General features: G+C 60.4%; 19 protein-coding genes. 7 read left to right on the top strand and 12 right to left on the bottom strand.

Going from position 1 to position 22,018, the window contains the following annotated elements; all coding sequences use genetic code 11:
- Positions 1–50: 50 nt before the first annotated feature.
- The 4 genes from ACZ47E_RS01705 to ACZ47E_RS01690 form a co-directional block, all read right to left on the bottom strand.
- Entirely contained in the window at positions 51–1,181 is a 1,131-nt protein-coding gene (locus tag ACZ47E_RS01705) for an Mrp/NBP35 family ATP-binding protein (protein WP_077986690.1), read from the bottom strand.
- 127 nt (positions 1,182–1,308) lie between these two features.
- On the bottom strand, positions 1,309–2,532 hold the full coding sequence (locus ACZ47E_RS01700; protein ID WP_174150715.1) for a CmpA/NrtA family ABC transporter substrate-binding protein: 1,224 nt from the start codon (positions 2,530–2,532) through the stop codon (positions 1,309–1,311).
- A gap of 78 nt (positions 2,533–2,610) precedes the next feature.
- The gene (locus ACZ47E_RS01695; protein WP_278067260.1) at positions 2,611–3,351 is read right to left on the bottom strand and encodes a helix-turn-helix transcriptional regulator; all 741 of its coding nucleotides are present in this window, start codon (positions 3,349–3,351) and stop codon (positions 2,611–2,613) included.
- A 208-nt stretch (positions 3,352–3,559) separates the two neighbouring features.
- Entirely contained in the window at positions 3,560–4,399 is an 840-nt protein-coding gene (locus tag ACZ47E_RS01690) for an IclR family transcriptional regulator (protein ID WP_113381022.1), read from the bottom strand.
- Positions 4,400–4,512: 113 nt separating this feature from the next.
- Here ACZ47E_RS01690 and ACZ47E_RS01685 point away from each other — a divergent pair, with 113 nt between their 5' ends.
- Genes ACZ47E_RS01685 through ACZ47E_RS01670 form a run of 4 tightly spaced genes read left to right on the top strand, consistent with a single transcriptional unit; the run spans position 4,513 to position 7,734 of the window.
- The gene (locus tag ACZ47E_RS01685) at positions 4,513–5,283 is read left to right on the top strand and encodes an SDR family NAD(P)-dependent oxidoreductase (RefSeq protein ID WP_244405201.1); all 771 of its coding nucleotides are present in this window, start codon (positions 4,513–4,515) and stop codon (positions 5,281–5,283) included.
- A complete protein-coding gene (locus tag ACZ47E_RS01680; RefSeq protein ID WP_278067259.1) occupies positions 5,283–6,197 on the top strand; it encodes a 2-dehydro-3-deoxygalactonokinase in 915 nt (304 codons plus the stop codon). The genes ACZ47E_RS01685 and ACZ47E_RS01680 overlap by 1 nt, the downstream gene beginning before the upstream one ends.
- 15 nt (positions 6,198–6,212) lie before the next feature.
- Entirely contained in the window at positions 6,213–6,842 is a 630-nt protein-coding gene (locus ACZ47E_RS01675) for a 2-dehydro-3-deoxy-6-phosphogalactonate aldolase (RefSeq protein WP_278067258.1), read from the top strand.
- A gap of 4 nt (positions 6,843–6,846) precedes the next feature.
- A complete protein-coding gene (locus ACZ47E_RS01670) occupies positions 6,847–7,734 on the top strand; it encodes an SMP-30/gluconolactonase/LRE family protein (protein ID WP_278067257.1) in 888 nt (295 codons plus the stop codon).
- A gap of 168 nt (positions 7,735–7,902) precedes the next feature.
- Here the strand turns inward: ACZ47E_RS01670 and ACZ47E_RS01665 are convergent, their stop codons facing one another.
- On the bottom strand, positions 7,903–9,255 hold the full coding sequence (locus ACZ47E_RS01665) for a putative bifunctional diguanylate cyclase/phosphodiesterase (protein WP_112553328.1): 1,353 nt from the start codon (positions 9,253–9,255) through the stop codon (positions 7,903–7,905).
- 185 nt (positions 9,256–9,440) lie between these two features.
- Positions 9,441–11,060 carry a response regulator gene (locus tag ACZ47E_RS01660; RefSeq protein WP_345797549.1) on the bottom strand — a complete coding sequence of 540 codons (1,620 nt, stop codon included), beginning with the start codon at positions 11,058–11,060 and terminating at the stop codon, positions 9,441–9,443.
- Positions 11,061–11,466: 406 nt separating this feature from the next.
- Here ACZ47E_RS01660 and mutL point away from each other — a divergent pair, with 406 nt between their 5' ends.
- Both mutL and ACZ47E_RS01650 read left to right on the top strand, forming a co-directional pair.
- Positions 11,467–13,299 carry a DNA mismatch repair endonuclease MutL gene (gene mutL, locus ACZ47E_RS01655; protein ID WP_278067495.1) on the top strand — a complete coding sequence of 611 codons (1,833 nt, stop codon included), beginning with the start codon at positions 11,467–11,469 and terminating at the stop codon, positions 13,297–13,299.
- 150 nt (positions 13,300–13,449) lie between these two features.
- Positions 13,450–13,671 carry a DUF2093 domain-containing protein gene (locus tag ACZ47E_RS01650; RefSeq protein ID WP_004440232.1) on the top strand — a complete coding sequence of 74 codons (222 nt, stop codon included), beginning with the start codon at positions 13,450–13,452 and terminating at the stop codon, positions 13,669–13,671.
- 108 nt (positions 13,672–13,779) lie between these two features.
- On the opposite strand, the gene lpxK is transcribed toward ACZ47E_RS01650, so the two are convergent.
- From lpxK to ACZ47E_RS01620, 6 genes are all read right to left on the bottom strand, one after another.
- Positions 13,780–14,826: a tetraacyldisaccharide 4'-kinase gene (gene lpxK / locus ACZ47E_RS01645; protein WP_045532635.1), complete on the bottom strand. Its 1,047-nt coding sequence runs from the start codon at positions 14,824–14,826 to the stop codon at positions 13,780–13,782.
- 259 nt (positions 14,827–15,085) lie between these two features.
- Positions 15,086–15,823 (bottom strand): HAD family hydrolase, encoded by a 738-nt coding sequence (locus ACZ47E_RS01640; protein ID WP_004440228.1) that lies wholly within the window; start codon positions 15,821–15,823, stop codon positions 15,086–15,088.
- Entirely contained in the window at positions 15,817–17,139 is a 1,323-nt protein-coding gene (gene waaA / locus ACZ47E_RS01635) for a lipid IV(A) 3-deoxy-D-manno-octulosonic acid transferase (protein ID WP_006699512.1), read from the bottom strand. The genes ACZ47E_RS01640 and waaA overlap by 7 nt, the downstream gene beginning before the upstream one ends.
- 215 nt (positions 17,140–17,354) lie before the next feature.
- Positions 17,355–17,594: a DUF4170 domain-containing protein gene (locus tag ACZ47E_RS01630; protein ID WP_004440223.1), complete on the bottom strand. Its 240-nt coding sequence runs from the start codon at positions 17,592–17,594 to the stop codon at positions 17,355–17,357.
- A gap of 60 nt (positions 17,595–17,654) precedes the next feature.
- The gene (locus tag ACZ47E_RS01625) at positions 17,655–18,461 is read right to left on the bottom strand and encodes a 3'(2'),5'-bisphosphate nucleotidase CysQ (RefSeq protein ID WP_004440221.1); all 807 of its coding nucleotides are present in this window, start codon (positions 18,459–18,461) and stop codon (positions 17,655–17,657) included.
- Between the two features lie 91 nt (positions 18,462–18,552).
- Complete coding sequence (locus ACZ47E_RS01620; RefSeq protein ID WP_006699509.1) at positions 18,553–19,899, bottom strand: TldD/PmbA family protein; 1,347 nt, start codon at positions 19,897–19,899, stop codon at positions 18,553–18,555.
- A 116-nt stretch (positions 19,900–20,015) separates the two neighbouring features.
- Between ACZ47E_RS01620 and ACZ47E_RS01615 the strand changes: the two genes are divergently transcribed.
- The gene (locus tag ACZ47E_RS01615; protein WP_004440219.1) at positions 20,016–21,845 is read left to right on the top strand and encodes a monovalent cation:proton antiporter-2 (CPA2) family protein; all 1,830 of its coding nucleotides are present in this window, start codon (positions 20,016–20,018) and stop codon (positions 21,843–21,845) included.
- Positions 21,846–22,018: the final 173 nt, after the last annotated feature.

Below are 22,018 nucleotides of genomic sequence, written 5' to 3'. Positions count from 1 at the left end.
GACTATTCACAGCGCAGGTGCGCTTTGCGGTTTTCCCGGCGGTCCGTAGCTTATTCGAAAACGATCTTTGGAGCCGCTTTTCTTTCACCGGCGCCAATACGCTCCCAGACTTTTTTCGCTATCTCGCGGTAGATCGCAGCCTGTGGACCATCCGGGTCGGCAACGACAACAGGCGTTCCGGCGTCCGACATTTCGCGGATGGCGATGGTGAGCGGCACCTCGCCGAGGAACGGCACACCGATCCTTTCGGCTTCCGCCTTCGCGCCGCCGTGGCCGAAAATATCGTAGCGGGCGCCGGTATCAGGCGCGATGAAGTAACTCATGTTCTCGATGACGCCGAGCAATGGCACCTCCACCTTGCGGAACATGGTGATGCCCTTGCGCGCGTCGAGCAGCGCGAGGTCCTGCGGAGTGGAAACGATGACCGCGCCGGCAAGCGGCACCTGCTGGGCGATGGTCAGCTGCGCATCACCCGTGCCGGGCGGCATATCCAGCACCAGCACGTCGAGCTCGCCCCAGGCGACTTCACGCAGCATCTGCATCAGGGCGGACTGCACCATTGGCCCGCGCCAGATCATCGCGGCCTCCTCATCCACCAGAAACCCCATGGACATGACCTTCAGCCCATAATTCTCCATGGGAAGTATGATGCGGTCTTCCTGCTGTTTCGGACGACCGGAAATCTTGAGGAGCCGCGGCAGCGAAGGCCCGTAGATGTCCGCATCCAGCATGCCGACCTTCAGGCCAAGCGCCTGAAGGCCGAGCGCAAGATTGACTGATGTCGTCGATTTGCCGACCCCGCCCTTGCCCGATGCGACGGCGATGATGGCACGGACGCCGGGGACGCCCACCTTGGACGAGCCCGGCTGCTGCGTCGGCCGGCCGGCTGCCGCGGCGGGACGCGCCGGCGCCGGCTGCTGTTGGCCGGGCTTGCGATCGGCAGTCAGCGCCACGACCGCGCCGGCGATGCCCGGAACGCCCTTCGCCGCCCGTTCGGCGGACAGGCGCAACGGCTCCATCTCGGCCGCCCTGTCGGCCGGGACGGTGATCGAGAAATAGGCCTTTCCATCTGCGATGAAGATTTCCGAGACCATGCCGAGGGAAACGATGCTTCTGCCGCTGCCGGGATAGATGACGGCGTCCAGAGCCTTTTCCACCTGGTTCTTGCTGACCTCTGCCATTGTCTTACTCCGTTACATCGTCCGGCCTGATCGGGAAACAATTTGCGCCATCCATAGACAAGCGGAAGCGGTTCGCCAATGCCAAAGCGCAAACAGGAACCATTCGCGACGATTTAGCGCTGCGATTTCAAATCTCGTCATCCATATCGAGCGTCTCCGGATCGAAGACGCGCCCGTCGAAGAAACAGTCGGGTCCCAGAACGAGGCCGGTCCGCGATGCGCCGACATGAACAGGTTCCCTCAGCGTGCCTTCCAGTTTCAGATTGGCGCCCGGCACCGGCACGAAAAGTGGTTTCATCGCCTTGCGAAAAATATCCGGCCTATACGCATTGCGTGCGGCTTCCACCACCGCGGCATCGAAACGGCAACCGGCGGGTATTTCCCCCCAGCGCAACATCTGGCTGAAGAACCAAAGAGCCTGGCTTTGCCATGGAAAATTCGCCGCTTTCGCGCTGGTGACGAAAAATTCCTGAAAACGCTGCATGTCCTTCTGCGAAGTCGAAATATAGCCCGTCAGGGCCGGAAGCAGGAATTCGCCACTGACGTTCATATAATGGGGGGCGGCCAGAATACCGGCAAGTTCCTCGATATTGGCGGGGTTGGCGCACCACTCGCCCGCGCGATAAAGCGCGCGTAGCAGCCCCTCCAACAGGCTGGCATTCGCATCAGCCCAATCTCGCTTCACGGCAAGTATTTTTTCCGGAGCATTGTGCCAGATGAGCGCGCCCGTCGTCACGATACGACCGGCACCACCCAGCACCGCAGCGCTGCCTGCGGGTTCAGCAGAACAGAGCGCATCGACGTCGCCGCTTTCCAGAAGCCCGGGCATCGCCTTCGGCAGCGCTTCGACGACTTCCATGTCACGGCCAAGCAGCACACCGCAGCTTCCGAGCAGATAACGCAGGGCATAAAAGGAGGTCGAGGCGATATCCTCAACCGCGAAGACGGGCGGATTTTCACCCGCGGCCCGGCGTGCGGCGCAGACGCGGGCCATCGCACGGCCAAAAGCCGCCGGGTCCGGCAGCTTCAGTCCCTCACGGTAAAGTTCATCATAAAACCCAGGGGAAACGGTGGTCGCGGAGCCGCCGAGGGAAAGCGTGAAAACGCCGATGATATTGGCCGGCATATCATGGAGGCCAACGACCGACCCCACGGGAACGGGAGCGGGCAAATGCGCGATCTGAACGCCGTCCTCGCCGAGCACCGAAAGAACACCACGTGCGGACTGCTTTCGGACCAGTTCCAGTTCTATGCCTTCATCGGCGGCAAAGCCTTTTTCGGCAGCGACTATCAGCACGGCGCAATCGACAGTCGGAGAAAATCCCGCTTTTACACTATGCCGCTCCGGCAACGATTTCTCCTTTCCGGTGATTCGAAAAGAGGATCGCCCAGGAAGGGCTTTATCACAATGATAAAATTGCGAGTTTCGCTATTTAATCAGTCCGACGCGCAGGGCCTTGGCGACCGCCTGGGTGCGGTTGACCGTATCGAGTTTTTTCGTCGCGCGGTTCAGGTAGTGATTGATGGTATGCTCCGACAACATCATGATCTCGGCGATTTCGGCACTGGTCTTGCCGGCTGCCGTCCAGTTCAGGCAGTCGATCTCCCGTTCGCTCAATGTTTCCGGCACGCGGAGATCGAGACGGCGGATTTCGGACAGCCGGGAAAAGACGTGGCTGGAAATGTAAAAAAGCTCCGCAAGCCGGGCTTCCGGCAGGGCCGTCTTATTGCCGGAAAAGGATACGGCGCCGCGCCTGAGGGTGACATCATACACCGGGAACCAGACGGAATTTATCATCTCGAACCGTTCGAAAAGCGCGACCACGTTTTTCTTCAGGACATGCCCCTCGCCTTCGACCAGGAAATCCAGCGACACGGAAAAGGGTACAGTGGATTTTCTTAGCCGCGCCATGACGCGGCTGTTCTGCAACTCGCCTTCTTCATCATAGCGTTGCAACAGTTCGGCCGGCCAGCTGGTGATGACGGTATAATGCGACAATTCGCTTGAGACCTCTGTAGTGAGGTCGAGTACCATGAAGGCCCTGAATTCCCACGCCTCCGTCAGCCGCTTCAGGAAGCGGAATATATCGAACTGCGTATTAAGATTGGCGATCTCGCGAACGCAATCAACACCAATCGACTGAACGCTGGCCGTTTCTGTTTTCTGCATGAAAGCTGTTCTTCGAGCATGAGGAAATGCCGCCGCAAAGGCCCGCCTCTGCCCGGAATTTTGAGGATGTTACTCAGCAAATCGATTCATGCAAACAAAAGTTGAAAATTAGATCAGAATATTCGAAAATTAGCGTTATCTCGCGTAAGCCGGTCATGTCTCCTCTTTTTCGCGGGCGGGCATCCCCATAAGCGGCATCGGCTTTCCGTCAATCATCCGCAACCGGCGATAAGCGATAGACAAGTTCTGCCGAAATTTTATCGGCGGTTGCACGCACCAGCGGAGCCCAGGCGCGGAGCTGTTCCACATCCACCCTGTAGGCGGGGCCGGTCACTGAAATCGCCGCGCGGAAACTGCGTCCCGGGGCCGGTAACGGTGCCGCAACGCAATGAATGCCGATCTCGTGCTCCTGAAGGTCGAAACCGTAACCGAGGGAGCGAATGGCCGAAACATCCTCCATCAGGGCCTGCGGTGTGGTGATGGTGTTGTCCGTGAAGCGCTTAAAATCCAGCCCGTCCGCGAGATCTTCCAGATCGCCGGCGGGCAGCAGCGACAGCGCAGCCTTACCCACGCCGGTGCAATAGGCTGGCGAGGTCTTTCCAACCTGCGAATGCATGCGCAAGCTGTGCTTGCCCTCAATCTTGTCCAGATAGGTCACTTCGCGCCCGATCAGAACCGCGAGATGCACCGATTCCTGCGTTGCCTCCTGCAGCGCCGCCAGGTGTGGGGCGGCTATGCTGCGCAGATCGTTGCCACTCCAGGCTCTGGATGCAAACTGCAACAGCCTCAGGCCAACAACGTAGGTCTGGTCGGGGGCCTGGTCTATCAGGCCTTCGGCAAGCAGATGTGCGAGCTGGCGATGGACGGTGCCTCGCGGCTGCCCGCACGCTTCCACCACATCGGTGAAACGCATCTGCCTTTCAGAAAGGGCGATCAGTTCCAGGAGCGAGATCGCCTTACCGAGTGTACCGGTGTCGCTATCGGTTTTTTGCCGCGCGGCTGGAACTGCGCTGCGCATCCTGCCATTGGGTATTTCGATATCAGGCATGGCAACATCCATTGTCATTCACCTTGACATGAGGCTTGCGCCAAGGGAATAATTCCATTTATTAAAATCTAGTTCCAAATAATGGAACAATCAAGCCCCTGACGGATGAGATCATGCCGATGACGACAGCCCAATTTCCGGACCTCAAGGATGCGGGCGTGCTGATCACTGGCGGCGGTTCCGGCATCGGGGCTTCGCTCGTGGAAGCCTTTGCCATGCAGGGCGCAAAGGTAGCGTTCATCGATATCGCCGAAGAGCCGAGCGAAGCGCTGGTCCGGCGGCTTTCCGGGGTGTCGCCCCACCCGGTCCATTTCTTCAGGGCCGACTTGCGCGACGTGGCGGCCATAGCCGTGACCGTCACTGAGGCGGCCGCGGCGATCGGCGGCATCAAGGTTCTGGTCAACAACGCCGCCTGGGACGACCGTCATGACATAGATACGGTGACGGAAGCCTATTGGGATGCCAATCAGGCGGTCAATCTCAAGCAGATGTTTTTTACCGTTCAGGCCGCGCTTCCCTACCTCCGGCTCGCGAAAGAGGCCTCCATCATCAATTTCTCGTCCATCTCGTTTCTGCTCAACATGGGCGAACTTCCCTCCTATGCGGCGGCGAAGGCAGGTATCATCGGGTTGACAAAAAGCCTTGCCGGCCGGCTGGGGCCAGAAAATATCCGCGTCAACACGCTGCTGCCGGGCATGATCGTGACCGAGCGGCAGAAGGAACTGTGGCTGACGGATGAGGGCATTGCGACCACCACGGCGCGGCAATGCTTGAAGCGCATGCTCGTCGCTGCCGATTTGTCTGGGCCATGCCTGTTTCTCGCATCCTCGGCATCAAGCGCCATCACGGCGCAATCCATAATCGTAGACGGAGGCCTTCTATAATGTCTGAACCCGCTTTTATCGCCGTTGACTGGGGTACGACCAGTTTCCGGCTCTGGCTCATGAGCCGCTCGGGTGCTGTTCTGGCGGAGCGCAGAAGTTCGGAAGGCATGACCACGGCCATGCGGACCGGTTTTGCCGAGGTTCTGCAAGCGCATCTCGACGCCATCGGCGCGCCTGAAGATTTGCCGGTTCTCGTCTGTGGTATGGCAGGCGCGCGGCAGGGTTGGGTCGAAGCGGGTTACATCGACGTGCCGGCATCGCTGTCGTCCGTGCTGGATGGCGCGGTTCGCGTGCCGGGTCAGGCGCGCGATGTGCGCATTCTGCCGGGGCTGGCGCAGCGGGATAAAAACGCGCCCGACGTGATGCGTGGCGAGGAAACGCAATTGCTCGGCGCTCTTGCCTCCTCGGACACCGGCGAGAAACTTGTATGCATGCCCGGCACGCATTCCAAATGGGTGACCGTTCGTGATGGCGACGTCAACGGCTTTGCCACCTTCATGACCGGCGAACTGTTCGAGGTCATTTCCAAGCAGACGATCCTGTCCCATGCGGTGGCCGAGGCGGAGCCTTTCACCGGCCAACACGAGGACTTCAGAGCGGCCGTGCTCGACATTTACGCCAATCCGCAGCTCGCCAGCAACCGGCTGTTCACACTGCGCTCCGGTCAATTGCTGCATGGCCTCGCCGCCACGGATGCCAAGGCCAGGCTTTCCGGCATCATGATCGGGCTGGAGATCGCCGGCGCGCATTCGACGGCGCGGCGGGAGACACCGGTGGTGCTGATCGGCTCCGGCGCGCTTGGCGCGCTTTACGAAGGTGCCTTCACCGCTCTCGATATCCACTATACGGTCATCGACGCAGACGAAGCCGTGCGGCACGGATTGCTGGCCGCTGCAACAGCCATCTGGCCATAAGAAGAAAGATCGACCATGCGTATTCCCTTTCCTTCCATCAAATATCCGCTGATTGCCATCCTGCGCGGCCTGAAACCCGAGGAGACAGAAGGCGCTGTCGGCGCGCTGATCGAAACCGGCTTCCGCGCCATCGAAATTCCGCTGAACTCCCCCGATCCGTTCCGCTCCATCGAGATCGCGGCAAAGATGGCGCCCGCCGATTGCCTGATCGGCGCCGGGACCGTGCTGAGCGTGGAAGACGTCGCATCGCTGGACGCGGCAGGCGGCAGGCTGATGGTTAGCCCCAATGCCGATGCGGAGGTCATTACAGCTGCACGTGAAAAAGGCATGGTGACGATGCCGGGCGTTCTCACCCCCACCGAAGCGCTGGTGGCCGCAAAAGCCGGTGCGACCGGGCTGAAGTTCTTCCCCGCCAGCATCATCGGCCCCGCCGGCATCAATGCGATCCGGACGATCCTGCCGAAGGATCTGGTCATCGCAGCGGTCGGCGGTGTCTCGGATAAGAATTTTGCCGACTATACATCGGCCGGCATCATGGCATTCGGGCTCGGAACCAGCCTCTATAAACCCGGCATGACCGCAGCGGAGGTGCGCGAACGCGCCACTGTCACACTTTCGGCCTATGATGCAGCCATCGGAGGATAAGAGCTTGGCGACTGTTTTTCCCTTTACCGGACGTGTTCTTGACGAGACGCCGATGCTGCTCGGCGAAGGCCCGACCTTCGACCCCGCGACCGGCACGGCCTGGTGGTTCAACATTCTCGAGCGGGAATTGCATGAACTGCACCTCGCCTCCGGCCGCAAGACCGTCCATGCCCTGCCCTTCATGGGCAGCGCTCTGGCGAAAGTCAGCGACAGCCAACAGTTGATCGCCTCCGATGACGGGCTTTTCCTGCGTGATACGAAGACTGGTGTGCTGACTCTGCATGCGGAGCTGGAAAAGGACCTGCCCGGCAACCGGTCCAATGACGGGCGCATGCACCCTTGCGGCGCGCTTTGGATCGGCACCATGGGCCGCAAGGCGGAAACCGGCGCGGGCAGCATCTATCATGTTTACAAAGGCACGGTGACGAAGCTGTTTGCCGATATCAGCATTCCGAATTCGATCTGCTTTTCGCCCGATGGTGCGACCGGATATTACGTCGATACCAAGGTGAACAAGCTGCTGCGCGTGCCGCTCGATCCCGAGACCGGCCTCCCCTCCGGCAAGGCTGAAGTCTTCATCGATTCGACAGGAGTCGATGGCGGTATCGACGGCTCGGTCTGCGATGCCGAAGGGCATATCTGGAACGCTCGTTGGGGCGAAGGCGCGGTTGATCGTTATGATACCGACGGCAACCATATTGCCCGATATGCGGTGCCCGCGGGACAGACGACCTGCCCGGCCTTCGTCGGCCCGGACGCATCGCGCCTTCTCGTGACGTCGGCGCGTGAAAATCTTGACGAGGACGCCCTAGCCGCCAATCCGCAGCACGGGTTGACGTTCGAACTGGGGGTTGAGGTCAAGGGCCGGTTTGAGCCGCTTTACAGGCTCTGAGACGCCGAACGAACCGCCTTCTCATTCCTGTGCTTGTCACAGGAATCTAGCCAGCCCAAGTCCTTGCTCTCTTCGCCGCGCAGACGCGTCGGCCGTGTTCCCGTGACAAGCACAGGAATGAGTGGTGTTGGGGGGCCCCCACCACCTCGTCCAAGGTCATTCCGTTTCTCAGGAAATATCCGACAATATCTCGCGGTAATTCTCATGTAGATACCGCTGGGTCGCCGCGGCGTCGGCGGGGCGGCCGTAGAAGTAGCCTTGTCCCATGGCGCAGCCGAGCGCGCGCAGTTTTTCCTCTTCCGCCCGCTCCTCTATCCCTTCGGCCACGACTTCAAGATCAAGCCCTTCGCACATGGCGACGATGGCCTTGATGATATGTTCGGAAGGGCGGTCGCTGCTGATGCGCGAGACGAAAGCGCGGTCGATCTTCACCTTGTCGAATGTGAAATCCCGCAGGCGGCCGAGGCTCGATTGGCCGGTGCCGAAATCGTCGAGAGAAATACGAACGCCCGCGCTCTGCAACTCGCTGATGATCCGCTGGGCGGTATCGGCGGAGGTCATGACCGCCGTTTCGGTGATTTCAAGCTCCAGCCGGTGCGGGTCGAGGCCGACACGCGAAAGTATGGACAGAATATTGTCGGCCGTGCTGGGGTCCATCAGTTGCGCGGACGACAGGTTGAAGGACAGAAAGAGCTCACGCGGCCAGAAAAGCGCCGCTTCCGCGGCTTTTCTGAGCAGGGCCTCCGAAAGCGCATCGATGAAACCGCGTTCTTCGGCCAGCGGCACAAAAACCGCAGGCGATACGAAGCCGAGATCCGGATCGTTCCAGCGCGCGAGCGCCTCGAAACCGATGACCTTCGCCTCCTCCAGCCGGACGATGGGCTGGAAATGCACGTCGATCGCATCGGTGATGATCGCGTTTCTGAGCGCCTGCTCAAGCTGCGTGGCGCGCTTCATCTCCTGCGCAATCTCACGCGAATAGACGGTGATCTGGCCGCGGCCGCGCCGCTTGGAGCGGTAGAGCGCCGTCTCGGCGCTTTTCAGCAGATCCTCAAAATCATCCCCGGCAAAGGGATAGATGGCAAAGCCGAACGAGGAGGAAAGCCGGACGTTACGATCGCCAAGATCATAGGGAGCGGAGAGCACGTCCTTGATCATGTTGCCGACACGCTCGGCACCGGTGCGTTCGAACACCAGCGGCAATACGAAAGCGAATTCGTCGCCATCATGGCGCGTCACGATGGCGCCATCGGGAATGCAGGCTTTGAGGCGGTGAGCAACCTGGCAGAGGATTTCATCGCCCGCCTGCACGCCGAAAAGGTCATTGATGGGTTTGAAGCCGTCTATATTGGCAATGCCGACCGTGAAGGGTGCTGGATCGCTGGAGCGTTCGCTGGCGAGCATGCGGATCTTGTCCCGCAAACGATAGCGGTTGCCGAGCCCTGTCAGCGGATCGCTGTAGGCCATCGCCTGAAGCTCGTTCTGGCTAACCGGCAACGTTTGCGGCTCTGCCCGTTTCATTCCTGCATCTCTTGAATCCTCTATCGACCGCGATCACAATGCAGGGCAAGTATTAAAAAAGCCATAGAGCGACGAACCGAAAACCACAGACCGCCCTCGTTGAGACCCGCTGCCAGCGCAAAACGGCCGAGGCGGCGGCAATTAATTGTATGTTTACGCCACGCCGTTCGATGGAGGGGGGGCTATCACGCCTGCAGCTGCAGCACGTCCTTGCCAAAAAGCCGCACAAAAACAGCCTCCACCATATCGGGGCTGACAGGTTTCAGCAGCATGTCCTCCATCCCGGATGCAAGGCATTTGTCGAGGTCGCCTTCGAATGCGTGGGTAATGACGCCGACAACAGGAATGCGCTTTTCACCCGAAAGATCGCGCATGCGGCGGGCGACCTCGAAGCCGTCGATATCGGCAAGCGTCGTGTCAAGCAGGACGACCGACGGAGCCTGTTCCACGAAGAGACGCAGCGCTTCCTCGCCCGACGTGGCGAGCCGCCAGGAAAGCCCGAGACCCTCAAGTATCTGCGAAAAAACGATCTGGTTGACCCGGTTGTCCTCGACGAGAAGAACGTCGCACACGCCGCCGTTGCTGAGGATTTTGGGCAGGTCCTGCGTCATGATCTCCCAGTCCTCCTCTACCGATTTCTCCTTCGGCACCGAATGGAGCCCTACAGCCACATGATGCAACAACGACGCGTCAATCTCGTCCTCCTCGATGCTGACGACGGGCAGATGGTGTGCCGCGGCAATATCGAGGCATGCGATGCTCATCTGGGCGTCGATGACAACAACATCGATGGCAACCCCGGCGGAGGCGGCGACATCGATAAAGGCGCGCTGCTCTTCCTCGCTCGTCACCGCTGCATGGTCCATGCCACCTGCCGTGAGCTGGCGGCCGGCGGCCTCTGCAAAGCGGCTGTTTTCGGAGACGACCAGCACCGCCTTGCTTTTCAGCAAGCCGTTACGGCCTTCCTTCTCCTCATCCTTTCCATAGGTTGAGGACACAAAGGCCACATGCTCCAGAGAAGGGATGACGGGCATGCCGTTCGCATCGAGCGTGGCGAGCGCAGTCACATCCTCCATCGTCGTCACCAGGAAATAACGGCCTGGCCGTCCTACGCGCTGTTTGCGCGTGATCGTCAGTATCTCTTCGCCGTTCAGGCGTCTCACCCTTTCCGGAATGACGCTTGGCGTGCCGCTCTCCAGTACCGTCCGGTCGGCCGCATCGATCCGCCCCGCAACCTTGCGTGAATGGAGATCGAAGACCGTGCGTCCGAGCAGGCTCTCGGGGCTGGTTTCGACCAGGGTGCAGGCGGATTTATTCACGGCGGCATAGGCCAGGTTCCGGTCCTTGACGAAGACGGGAAACGGCAGATTGTCGAGAATATCCTCGAGGAGCTGTACGCGCTCGAGATCGATACGCCATTGTTCTTCGCGCTTCTTCTGTTCAGAAATATCCGCGAGGACACTAACGCCGAGACCGGATGGCAGGCGGTTCATGACAAAGCGCAGGAACCTCTCCCCCTTCAGCCGTTCGGTTTTTTCAGACCGTTCCTTCCAGTGCAGAGCCAGCCGTTCGCCGATCCACTCTTCCCGACCGAGCTGGCGGGCATTGGCGGCAGGATTTTCCGTCTCGATATGGTAACAATCGTACAGGGCGCCCAGATAATCGCGCAGCCGCGCGCCGGGGCCGATGACGGCCTCTTCCAGCGGGAAAAAACTGAGGAGCTTCCGGCTTGCGAAAATAATGTGATCGTTACGGTCGTAAACGACGATCGCCGCGCCAAGCGCGTCGCAAAGGGCATCAAGCATCACCGTATGAACGCCCGCGCCGGAGGACGCCAAATCACTCAACTGCAAACTCCCGCCTGTTTTAATGGGTCAGGCTTTTGTTTCTATTGGAATCGTCCAGGGCAGATGCCGGGATGAAACGAAAATTCCGGAAAACAGACATCAGGGTTTGCCGCTTGAAGCAGTCTTGAGGAGAAGATGACGCTCACCCATAGTCGACGTCACACACCACCCGGCAGAGGCGGCCTCGTTTCTGCGGTCATTTCAAGCTGCCCCACCATAAACAAGGGCGATTAAGGGCGGATTAACGCTTAAACTGCATTGGCGGAAATGGTCCGATGCCATGCAACCTGCAAAACATGTGCAAATTTCCGCAGTCTCAGTTTTTTGCTTTCGAAGCCGGCGCGAATCCGCGAAAATGGCGATCATGGCCATCAAGCAGCTCTCAGAAACCCTTATCAACCAGATCGCCGCCGGCGAGGTCATCGAAAGACCCTCCAGCGCCACGAAGGAACTGGTGGAAAATGCCATCGACGCCGGGGCGACGCGCATCGAGATCGCCACGGCGGGCGGCGGCAAGGGGCTGGTGCGGATTACCGACAATGGCTGTGGCATGTCTCCGGCCGATCTCGAGCTTGCGGTCAGGCGGCACTGCACCTCGAAGATTTCCGATACACTTGACGATATACGCACGCTCGGCTTCCGCGGCGAGGCACTGCCCTCCATCGGCTCCGTGGCCAAGCTGACGATCACCAGCCGCCAGCAGGGCGCGGAGCAGGGTTCGGTGATTTCCGTCACCGGCGGCAAGGTTTCCGATGTGAGGCCGGCCGCCTCGAATGCCGGCACCATCGTCGAGGTGCGCGACCTGTTCTTCGCCACACCGGCACGGCTGAAATTCCTGAAGACGGAACGCGCCGAAGCGGCCGCAATCACCGAAGTCGTCAAACGCATGGCGATCGCCTTTCCGCATATCCGCTTCGCGCTGTCAGGCACGGATCGGTCGACGCTCGAAATTCCGTCGACGGGTGACGATCATCTGGCCCGCATGGCGCAGATTCTCGGTGCGGACTTCAAGGACAACGCCATTGAAATCGATGCCGGGCGTGAGGATGTGACGCTGACGGGCTTTGCCGGCGTGCCCACCTTCAACCGTGGCAATTCGGCGCATCAATATGTCTTCGTCAACGGCCGTCCGGTGCAGGACAAACTGCTTTTATCCGCCATTCGCGGTGCTTATGCCGAAACCGTGCCGCATGGGCGATATCCTGTCGCGGTGCTTTCCATCACGCTCGATCCCGCCTTTGTGGATGTGAACGTACACCCGGCGAAATCCGACGTTCGTTTTCGCGACCCCGGGCTCATTCGCGGGCTGATCGTCGGCGCGATCCGCCAGGCGCTGACGCGTGACGGCGACAGGGCGGCAACGACGGGCGCCAGCCAGATGATGAACGCCTTCCGCCCCGGCTATAGCCCTTCTGGCCTCAGGCCATCGCCTTTCACGACCGCTCCCGCGCCATGGTCCGCCGCGACCTCGCCGTCACGGCCGCTCGCCGTTTCAGGCGCAACGCAGTTTTCGGAGGCGGTACAATCACATTTCTCGGACATCACCACCCCAACGGCGCGGGCCGAGTCTCGGGAAACTTATGAAGCCGGCGCGAGCTCCTTGCCCGAGCCCACGCTCTACCCGCTCGGGGCCGCGCGGGCGCAGCTGCACGAGAACTACATCATCGCGCAGACAGAAAACGGCCTTGTCATCGTCGACCAGCATGCGGCGCATGAGCGGCTGGTTTTCGAGCAGATGCGGAATGCGCTGCATTCCAAACGGCCGGCTTCGCAGGTGCTGCTCATCCCCGAAATCATCGATCTGCCGGAAGAAGATTGCGACCGGCTGATGGATCACGCCACCAGTTTCGATGCGCTGGGGCTCGTCATCGAGCGTTTCGGGCCGGGTGCCGTCGCCGTTCGCGAAACCCCGGCCATGCTGGGTGAGGTCAACGTGCAGGGATTGGTGCGCCAGCTTGCCGACGAGATCGCCGAATGGGACGCCGCCTCGACGCTTGCCAACAAGCTGGAATATGTCGCCGCCACGATGGCCTGCCACGGCTCGGTGCGTTCCGGCCGGCGCATGCGGCCGGAGGAGATGAATGCGCTTCTGCGGCAGATGGAAAATACACCGGGTTCGGGCCAGTGTAATCATGGCCGTCCGACCTATATCGAACTGAAGCTTTCCGATATAGAACGGCTCTTCGGCCGCAGCTGACGCCTTCTTACATGCACGGGCGTCGGGGCTGGCCTTGCGCCACGCCGGCCTATATAAATTCAGGATACTGGAGCATCCGGATTGTTCAGGAAAACGCTACGCCGTTTCGGACTGGGTGCCCTGACAGGACAGAGCAGGAGACGAAAACGGATGAACAGATTTGAAGGAGGCGGCAATCGCCTCGCCGTCATCGAATATCTCGACGGTGACTTCCGCATCGTCCAGACCGGCTCGCATGTCATCTGCGCCATGACAGGCAAGAGCATTCCGCTCGATGAGCTGCGCTACTGGAGCGTGGCGCGGCAGGAGGCCTATGTGGATGCCGCGGCTTCTCTGGAAGCCGAAAAGAAGGCTGGTACTTTGCCGGCATAAGGAGGGAAGCGACGCGTCGAGTGTCGCGCGTGTGCCTCCCTCGTCCCTATGCTCGTCCCGTCAGTGAGGAGAAACCGGCGCACGACGGTTTGTCTTTTTCTCGGTACCTTAAAGCGACGTCCGCGAATTATCCCGAAGCAAACGGGCGCGGCAGTTCGCCACGGCCGTATCGATAATGGTTCCAGCCGCATTGGGATCGTCGAACACCATGTCGACCTCGATCACCAGGCTGTTCCAGAGCAATTCCTCTGCCCGGCCGTGGTGCCCGTTAAGCCGCACGGCATCCTTGGCCGTGGTGACAAGTTGCAGATCCGCCTTGCCTGCGTCCTGCAGAAGATCGGCAATCTCGTCATCGCTGAAGTGGTGATGATCCGGGAAAGAGCGCTGCATCACGATATCGCCGCCGAGCGCTTCGACGGTTCGATAAAATTTGGCCGGGTCGGCTATGCCCGCATAGGCCAGCACACGCCTTCCCCTGAAATCCTGCGGCTCCTGCGGCGTGATCGCCGCAACGAAAACGGGTTTGGCAGCCTTTGCGGCTCGCCGCACAAGGGCATCGGCCGCGTGACCATTACCGACCTTCAGGAGCCCGGTCATATGCCGCATCTGTTCGGCGAGCGGAGCTCTTACCGGACCGCCCGGCACCAGATGGCCGTTGCCGATGCCGCGCATTGTATCGATGACGACAAGCGCATAATCCAGCGTCAGACGCGCGCTCTGAAACCCGTCATCCATGATGATGAGATCGACGCCCTCTTTGATCAGGCGATGCGCACCCTCAACGCGGCGGCGCGAAATCACCGTCACCGCTTCGCGCGCCAGAAGCAACGGCTCGTCTCCGACATCGGCAGAGCGATGATGTGCGGGATCGACAAGGGTGGTGACATCCAGTGTGCCGCCATAACCGCGGCTGAGAAATCCGGGTTTCAAGCCTTTCGCAACGGCGGCCCTTGCAATTGCCATTGCCGTCGGCGTCTTGCCGGCGCCACCCACGGTAAAGTTGCCGATGCAGATGACCGGAACGGTGACACTTGCCCTTTTTGCCGTCCGCATGCGCCGGCCGGCGACCTTGCCGTAAAGAAGCGAGAAAGGAGACAGGAGCCACGCCTGCCAGCCCGCTTTCTGCCACCAGAAGGGCGGCGCTTCAGAAACCATCTATTCCCGCTCCCGGCCGGGTCGCCCACGGCATTGCGTTCGCCATTTCACGTCTGGGAGGTTGTTTGCCAGAAAAAACCGTAAATTGCAAAATCCGAATAGACAGCTTTACGCACCGGTGCTGATACGGACTGGCCGTGATTTAACATGGAACTTCAATCTGCGCGCCGCGATATCCATTTTCTCCGTCATACCGGCTCAAGGCCGGCATGACGGGACGTGGAGAGTGCCGCGACAATGCAAACCGTGCGGCACCGCTTCAAACAGCCCTTTCCGGCAGCAGCGCTTCGAGCCCGGTGATGTCATCGAAACAATAATGGGCATCCGCACCCAGGCTTTCGCGAGAGCCGGTGCCGGTGAGAACGGCGACCCTGAGACCCGCGCCGGCGTTTTTCGCCATATGCAGATCGTGGTTATTATCGCCGACGACGGCCACGCGGTCGGGAGAGATACCGATCGCCTGACAGAAGCCGAGGACCATGCCGGGCTGCGGCTTGGTGCCGTAACCGCTGTCATATCCCGCAACGAAATCGATATCGTTTTCGAAACCGAAGCGGATGGCCGTCTGGCGGATGGAGTTTTCGTTGTCGCTGGAGGCGATACCGAGCTTGTAGCCGCGAGCCTTCAGCCTCGCGAAAAAACCCTTGAGATCGGTCACTGGCACGGATTTATCCGCGGCCTCGGTAAAAAGCCGGTCGAGACGTTGCGTGAGCTCGACAACATCGCAGGGCGAGCCGGCGGCGACGAGACCGGCGGCGATCTCCGCCGTGTTGCCGGCGGCCAGAAGACTGTCGGGCACGACATGACCGGTAACGGGATCCATGCCGCAGGCGGAGAGAAGCCTGTCGGCGAGGACGGGATCTCCCTTGGCCGCAATCGACGCGAGTTCGCGGTTCACCGGTCCCCAGCTTGCGTCATAGCCCAGCAGCGTGCCGTCCTTGTCGAAAAGCACTGCGGCGATTGACTGCGCGGCGTTGAGTTCTATATCCGCTACCATGATCCGATGGCGCTCCGCGGCTGCAGCTTGGCGGAAACGGTGAGCGGGTTGATATAGGGCTCCAGCGCCTTCACCGTGGAGGAAAGCGCGCCGCGCATATCCTGAATGACCCGATTGCCCGCATCGATCATCTTGTAACGCTCATTATCGTTGACGAGCAGATAATGCACCGCCTTTGCCAGCATCTCCACATCACGGATGATGCGGCCACCACCTGCGCGGATCAGCTTCTGATAGGCTTCGCGGAAGTTCTGCACATGCGCGCCCGACAAAACCGCACAGCCAAGCATGGCAGGCTCCAGCGGGTTCTGCCCGCCTTCGGCCGTCAGCGAGCGGCCAACAAAGGCAAGCTCGGTCAGCCGCAGGTAGAGCCCCATTTCGCCAATGGAGTCCCCGAGGAAAATATCGGTTTCAGGCGTTATCACATCATTGCGGCTGCGGCGAGCAACGGAGAGATTCATGCCCTTCAGCATGGCCTCCACCTCATCTCCACGCTCGGGATGGCGCGGCACGATGATGGTCAGTTGCCCGTTGCGCGACTTGATCGCCGCATGCACGGTGGCCGCGGCCTTCTCCTCACCGTCGAAGGTTGAGATCGCCGCCCATGTCTTGCGATTGCCGACCTGCTTGCGGTAGCTCTCCAGCAGCGCCTCGTCACAGGGCGGCGGGTCGGTGTCACCCTTGAGGTTACCCGATATCACCACCGGCCAGGAACCGAGATCGCGGAAACGTTCGGCATCGAGATCGGATTGGGCAACCACCAGCGCCAGCTTGGAAAACAGCGATTCAGCAATGTCGTGGCGAGCTTTCCAGCGATCGAAGGAACGGTCGGAAAGGCGTGCATTGACCCGGATCTGCGGAATGTGCCGACGCTCCAGTTCCATCATCGTCACCGGCCAGATTTCGGACTCGGCCGTGATGGCGGCATCGGGTGCCCAGTAGGTCAGGAAACGGTTGACCGCGATCTTGATGTCGAGCGGCACATACTGGTGGATCACGTCATCGCCGAGCCGGGTGCGGGTCAGTTCGGCCGAGGTGACCGTACCCGTGGTCAGAAGCACGAAGATGTCGCGTTTGCGGATTTCGCGGATGAGCGGAATGAGCGCCAGCGTTTCGCCGACACTTGCGGCGTGGAACCAGACGAGCGGCCCGCGCGGGCGCTCGGCACTCGCATAACCGAAACGTTCGAGCCGGCGGCGTTTGTCTTCCTTGCCCTTGGCGGCCCGATAGGAAAGATAGGGCTTGGCAAACGGGTAAGCGGCGATACCGGCAATGCGGTAACCGGAAAGAGCGAAACGTGCGATACGGCTGCTCATGACAGTCTGCCCTTGATCATTCCGCGCAATGCCCTGCCCCTGTTCTGGTTGTTATCGCCGCCTACTTCTTCTCAAATTGCGTCATTTTTTGTCATCGGAAACGAAAGCGCGATCACATTTTCTCGCATCGGCATTCCCGGGCTGCGCCGCTCGCGCAGGAATCACGGGAAAGCGCGCTTTCATCCAATAGTATTACAACGCAAGGGCAAAGGGACTCAAATTTTGTCGTCAGGATTGAGAAGACGGTGCATATGCACGATAAAATAACGCATATGGGCGTTATCGACAGTCATCTGTGCCTTCGACTTCCAAGCCGTGAGCGCGGAGGCGTAATCTGGATAGATGCCGACGATGTCGAGCGCGCTCAAATCCCGGAACTGAACATCCTGAAGGTTTTCCAGTTCGCCGCCGAAGACGAGGTGCAGCAGCTGTTTCGGTTTGCCAGTTTCCGTCATGTCTTATCTCTTTCTTGAACTCTGAGAGAGGCCTTCATCTGCGGGATTTCCCGCCAAACGTCAACTGCCAGACGGATGTGAAAACGCTTTCAAAAGTGCAGGCAGCGCATAATTTGCTGCGGCGCACAATGCGGGGTGGTTCACCCGACGGCGATTATACATCAGAGGTTTGCCATCCAGACCGGCAAGCCGGCCGCCGGAGCGTTCGAGAATGAGATCGGCCGCGGCCAGGTCCCACTCGTGTGAGTTGGGCATGACCAGCGTACCGTCGATACGACCATCCGCCACCATCGCCAGCCGGTAGGCCAGCGACGGCACATGCGGGACACGCTCGACATTGTTGCGCATCGTTTCCGGCAGATGCGTGATCGCCTCTGCCGCGGCGGCGAGATGGAAGGTGCCGGTATTGCCGCCGCTTGCGGAGATGGGGCTTCCGTTTTTTAACGCCACGCCGCCCTCTATCGCGGTAAATTCCTCCGACAGCGCCGGTGCGACGAGTACGCCCACCACCGGTCGCCCTTCATGCACCACGGCAACGCTGATGCACCAGGTATCCCTGCCGCCAATGAAGGCGCGGGTGCCGTCGATGGGATCGACCACAAAGACGGTGGAACGGGAAAGCCTGTCCGTATCGTCATCCGTCTCCTCGGAAAGCCAGCCGTAATCCGGCCGGGCGGAGCGCAGAATGGTTTCGAGGATTTCATTGGCGGCGTAATCGGCCGCGCTTACCGGCGAAAGCCCGCCATTCTTCCACCAGACCTCGGGATCCTTGCGGAAGAAACCGAGGGCTGTCTCGCCCGCCTTGCGGGCGGCTTCGAGGACCAGCCTCAGATCGGAGGCCCAGCGGGCCTCATCCATGTCGTTCATCTTGCCGTCTTTTCCGCGCGCCTCAGATGGCGCGCCCGTTTTTCTGTTCGCACTTGCATATGAAGCGCCAGCGAAAACCCCGCAGGTCGCCTCACTTGCCTGCGATCGTCATGCCTTCGATGGCGAGCGTCGGGGCCGCGATGCCGTATTTGCGATCAATATCATTGGCTGGCGTGATCCGCATGAACATGTCCTTCAGGTTCGAGGCAATCGTGACCTCGGAAACCGGAAAGGTCTTTTCGCCGTTCTCGATCCAGAAACCGCTCGCGCCGCAACTGTATTCACCAGTGATCATGTTGGCACCGTGGCCGATCAGCTCGGTGACGTAAAAGCCCGACCCGACCTGCCCCAGCAGGTCCTCCGGCGAAAGATCGCCGGGCTCCAGAGCAAGGTTGGTGGAGGCCGGCGAGACCGAAGTGCCGCCACGCACGCCGCGGCCGTTGGTTTCCAGGCCGAGTTCCCGTGCCGCGGAGGTGGAGAGGAACCAGTGCTTCAAAACGCCGTCCTCAATCATCGTCATCTTTTCGCCGCGAACACCTTCGCCATCGAAAGGACGGGAGGAAGGGCCACGCACGATCTGAGGATCGTCGGTGAGGTACAGGCCTTTTTTCAGCACCTGCTGGCCCATCTTGTCGCGCAGGAAGCTGGTCTTGCGGGCAACGGAAGCGCCGTTGATCGCGCCTGCAATCGCACCGACGAAGCCGCGGGCGATACGGGGATCAAACACCACCGTGATGTTGCTGCCGGTATCGACCTGGCGCGGACCGACGCGGCGCACGACTTTTTCACCGGCGCGACGGCCTATCTCTTCGGCGGCATCGAGATCTGCATAATAAAGGCGGCTGTCGAAATCGTAGTCGCGCTCCATCTTCGTGCCTTCGCCGGCGATGACACTGACGGAACGGCTGAAACGGCTGCCCATATAGCTGCCGGCAAAGCCATGCGACGTGACGAGAACGAGGCCGCCCATCCCGCTCGATGCACCGGCGCCGGAGGAATTGCTGACGCCCTTGACCGCCAGCGCCGCCTCTTCCGAAGCAAGGGCCGCCTCGCGCAATTGATCCGCAGATACGTCCGTTGCATCGAAAAGCTCGAGATCGTCATAGGAAGTTGCCAGCCGTTCCTTGTCCGCAAGGCAGGCAAAGGGGTCTTCCGGCGAAACCTTCGCCATGGCCACTGCCCTTTCCGCCAAGGTCTTCAGATCGAAGCCGGGATTGGCCGAAACGCTTGCCACCCGGCGACCAACGAAGACACGCAGGGAAAAATCGTCGCTTTCGGAGGATTCGGTGCTTTCCACCTTGCCGAGCCGCACGCCGACCGATTGTGAGCGCGAACGCACGACAACAGCATCCGCCTCATCCGCGCCGGCGGCCCGGGCAAGATCGACAAGCTGGCTGGCGCGCTCGAGAAGTTTGGAAGAATCTATTTCTGAGGACATGAGTTGGCCTTTCATTCCTGTTCCATTTATTGTGCCAGCAACCCCGCATCAAGGGCGAAACGTCGCTTTCTCCGTCCAGAGGGCGCCATCGCCACCCTATTCGAAAGTTCGCCCGCATGACCGAGCACGACGCTCTCTTTTCCGAACCCTTGCTGCTTCTGGCCGGCGCGGTCATTGCGGCTTCCGTTTTCCGCAAACTCGGACTTGGCACCGTGCTCGGTTATCTGGTGGCCGGCATCGTCATCGGGCCGTTCCTGCATCTGGTCACCGATGCGAAGGACATCTTCAACGTCTCGGAACTCGGCGTCGTTTTCCTGCTCTTCATCATCGGGCTGGAACTCAAGCCGTCGCGCATCTGGCAGATGCGGCGCGATATTTTAGGGCTGGGGCTTGCGCAAGTACTGGTGACGGGCAGTGTGCTTGCGGCGATTGTATGGTGGGCGGGGCTGATCGACTGGCGCGGCAGCCTCGTCGCAGGCTTCGGCCTTGCGCTTTCCTCCACCGCCTTTGCACTGCAGATCCTTGCCGATGACGGCGACATGAATACAAGGCACGGCAACCGGTCCTTCTCGATCCTGCTGTTTCAAGATCTCGCCATCGTGCCGCTTCTTGCCCTTGTCACCATTCTTTCCAACCGGCCCGATGTGCCGACGGACTCTATGGTGTCCGATCTCATCGCCTCCGTCGTCGCGGTGGCCGGAATGATCCTTGCCGGGCGGTATCTTCTCACCCCAATGTTCCAGATCATCGCCCGCACCGGCGCGCGGGAGGTGATGATCGCCGCCGCCCTCTTCGTCGTCATCGGCGCCGCCGCGATCATGGAGGCGGTCGGCCTGTCGATGGGCATGGGCGCGTTGCTGGCGGGGTTGATGCTGTCGGAATCCTCCTATCGGCACGAGCTGGAGGCCGATATAGAGCCGTTTCGCGGGTTGTTCCTGGCATTGTTCTTCATGGCCGTCGGCATGTCGCTGCACGTCCATATCGTTTATGAGAACATCGTGCTTATCCTGATCGCCGTGCCTGTCATGATGGCGGTGAAGGCGGCGCTGATCTATGGCCTCTGCCGCATCGCAGGCTCATCGCGTTATGCGTCGAGCCGCATCGCGCTGCTTCTGGCGCAGGGCGGCGAATTTGGTTTCGTGCTTTTCACCACGGCGGCCGCCTCGGGGCTGTTTCCGCAGGCAACGGCCTCGATCCTCGTTGCCGTCGTTACGCTCTCCATGGCGCTGACGCCGCTTCTTGCGGTGATTTCCCGTCGGCTGACGGCGGAGGATGCGGAAGAAGACAAGCTGGAAGAGGATTTCGACGGAGCCGGCGCGGATGTGCTGATGATCGGCTTTTCCCGTTTCGGTCAGATCGCCTCGCAGATCCTTCTCGCCGGCGGGCGCGATGTGACCGTGATCGACAGTTCCGCCGATCGCGTGCGTCAGGCCGCCCGTTTCGGTTTCCGTATCTTTTTCGGTGATGGCACCCGCAAGGACGTGCTGATCGCCGCCGGCATCGAACGGGCCGATCTAGTGGCTGTCTGCACCCACAAGAAGGAAGTCACCGACCGTATCATCGACATGATCCAGTCGGAGTTTCCAAGCGTGCGCATCTATGCCCGCTCCTATGACCGCATTCATTCGATCGACCTCAGGAAAAAGGGCGTGGAATATGAGCTCCGCGAAACGCTGGAATCCGGCCTGCTGTTTGGTAGGCGCATTCTCGAGGGGCTTGATATGGATGGCGACAGGGCTCTGGCGATTGCCGACGACATTCGCGAACGCGATGAGGAGCGACTGCAGTTGCAAGCCGTGGAAGGCCTCGCCGCCGGCCGGCAGATGCTGCACAACAAACCGGTACGCGAGGTGAAGCCGGAACCGCTGATGAAGCCGAAGAACAAGGCGGAAAAGCGGGAGGAAGAAGAGGATATGGAGGACAGCGAGACGGAGGTGTCGTTGTGAAATGCGTTCTTCGTAGTGGCTGGGATAGCGCCACTTGTTTTCTTCTACCCGCCGGGGAGAAGTCCGCGGCAGCGGGATGAAGGGGCAAGTTCTCCGAAATCCGGCAACGTTCCCCCCTCATCCGACCCTTCGGGCCACCTTCTCCCCGGCGGGGAGAAGAAACCAGTGGTACC

Source organism: Agrobacterium sp. 5Ca39, from assembly GCF_055382365.1.
Note: the sequence above shows the minus strand (reverse complement) of the source record. Positions and strands in the feature narration are given on the sequence as shown.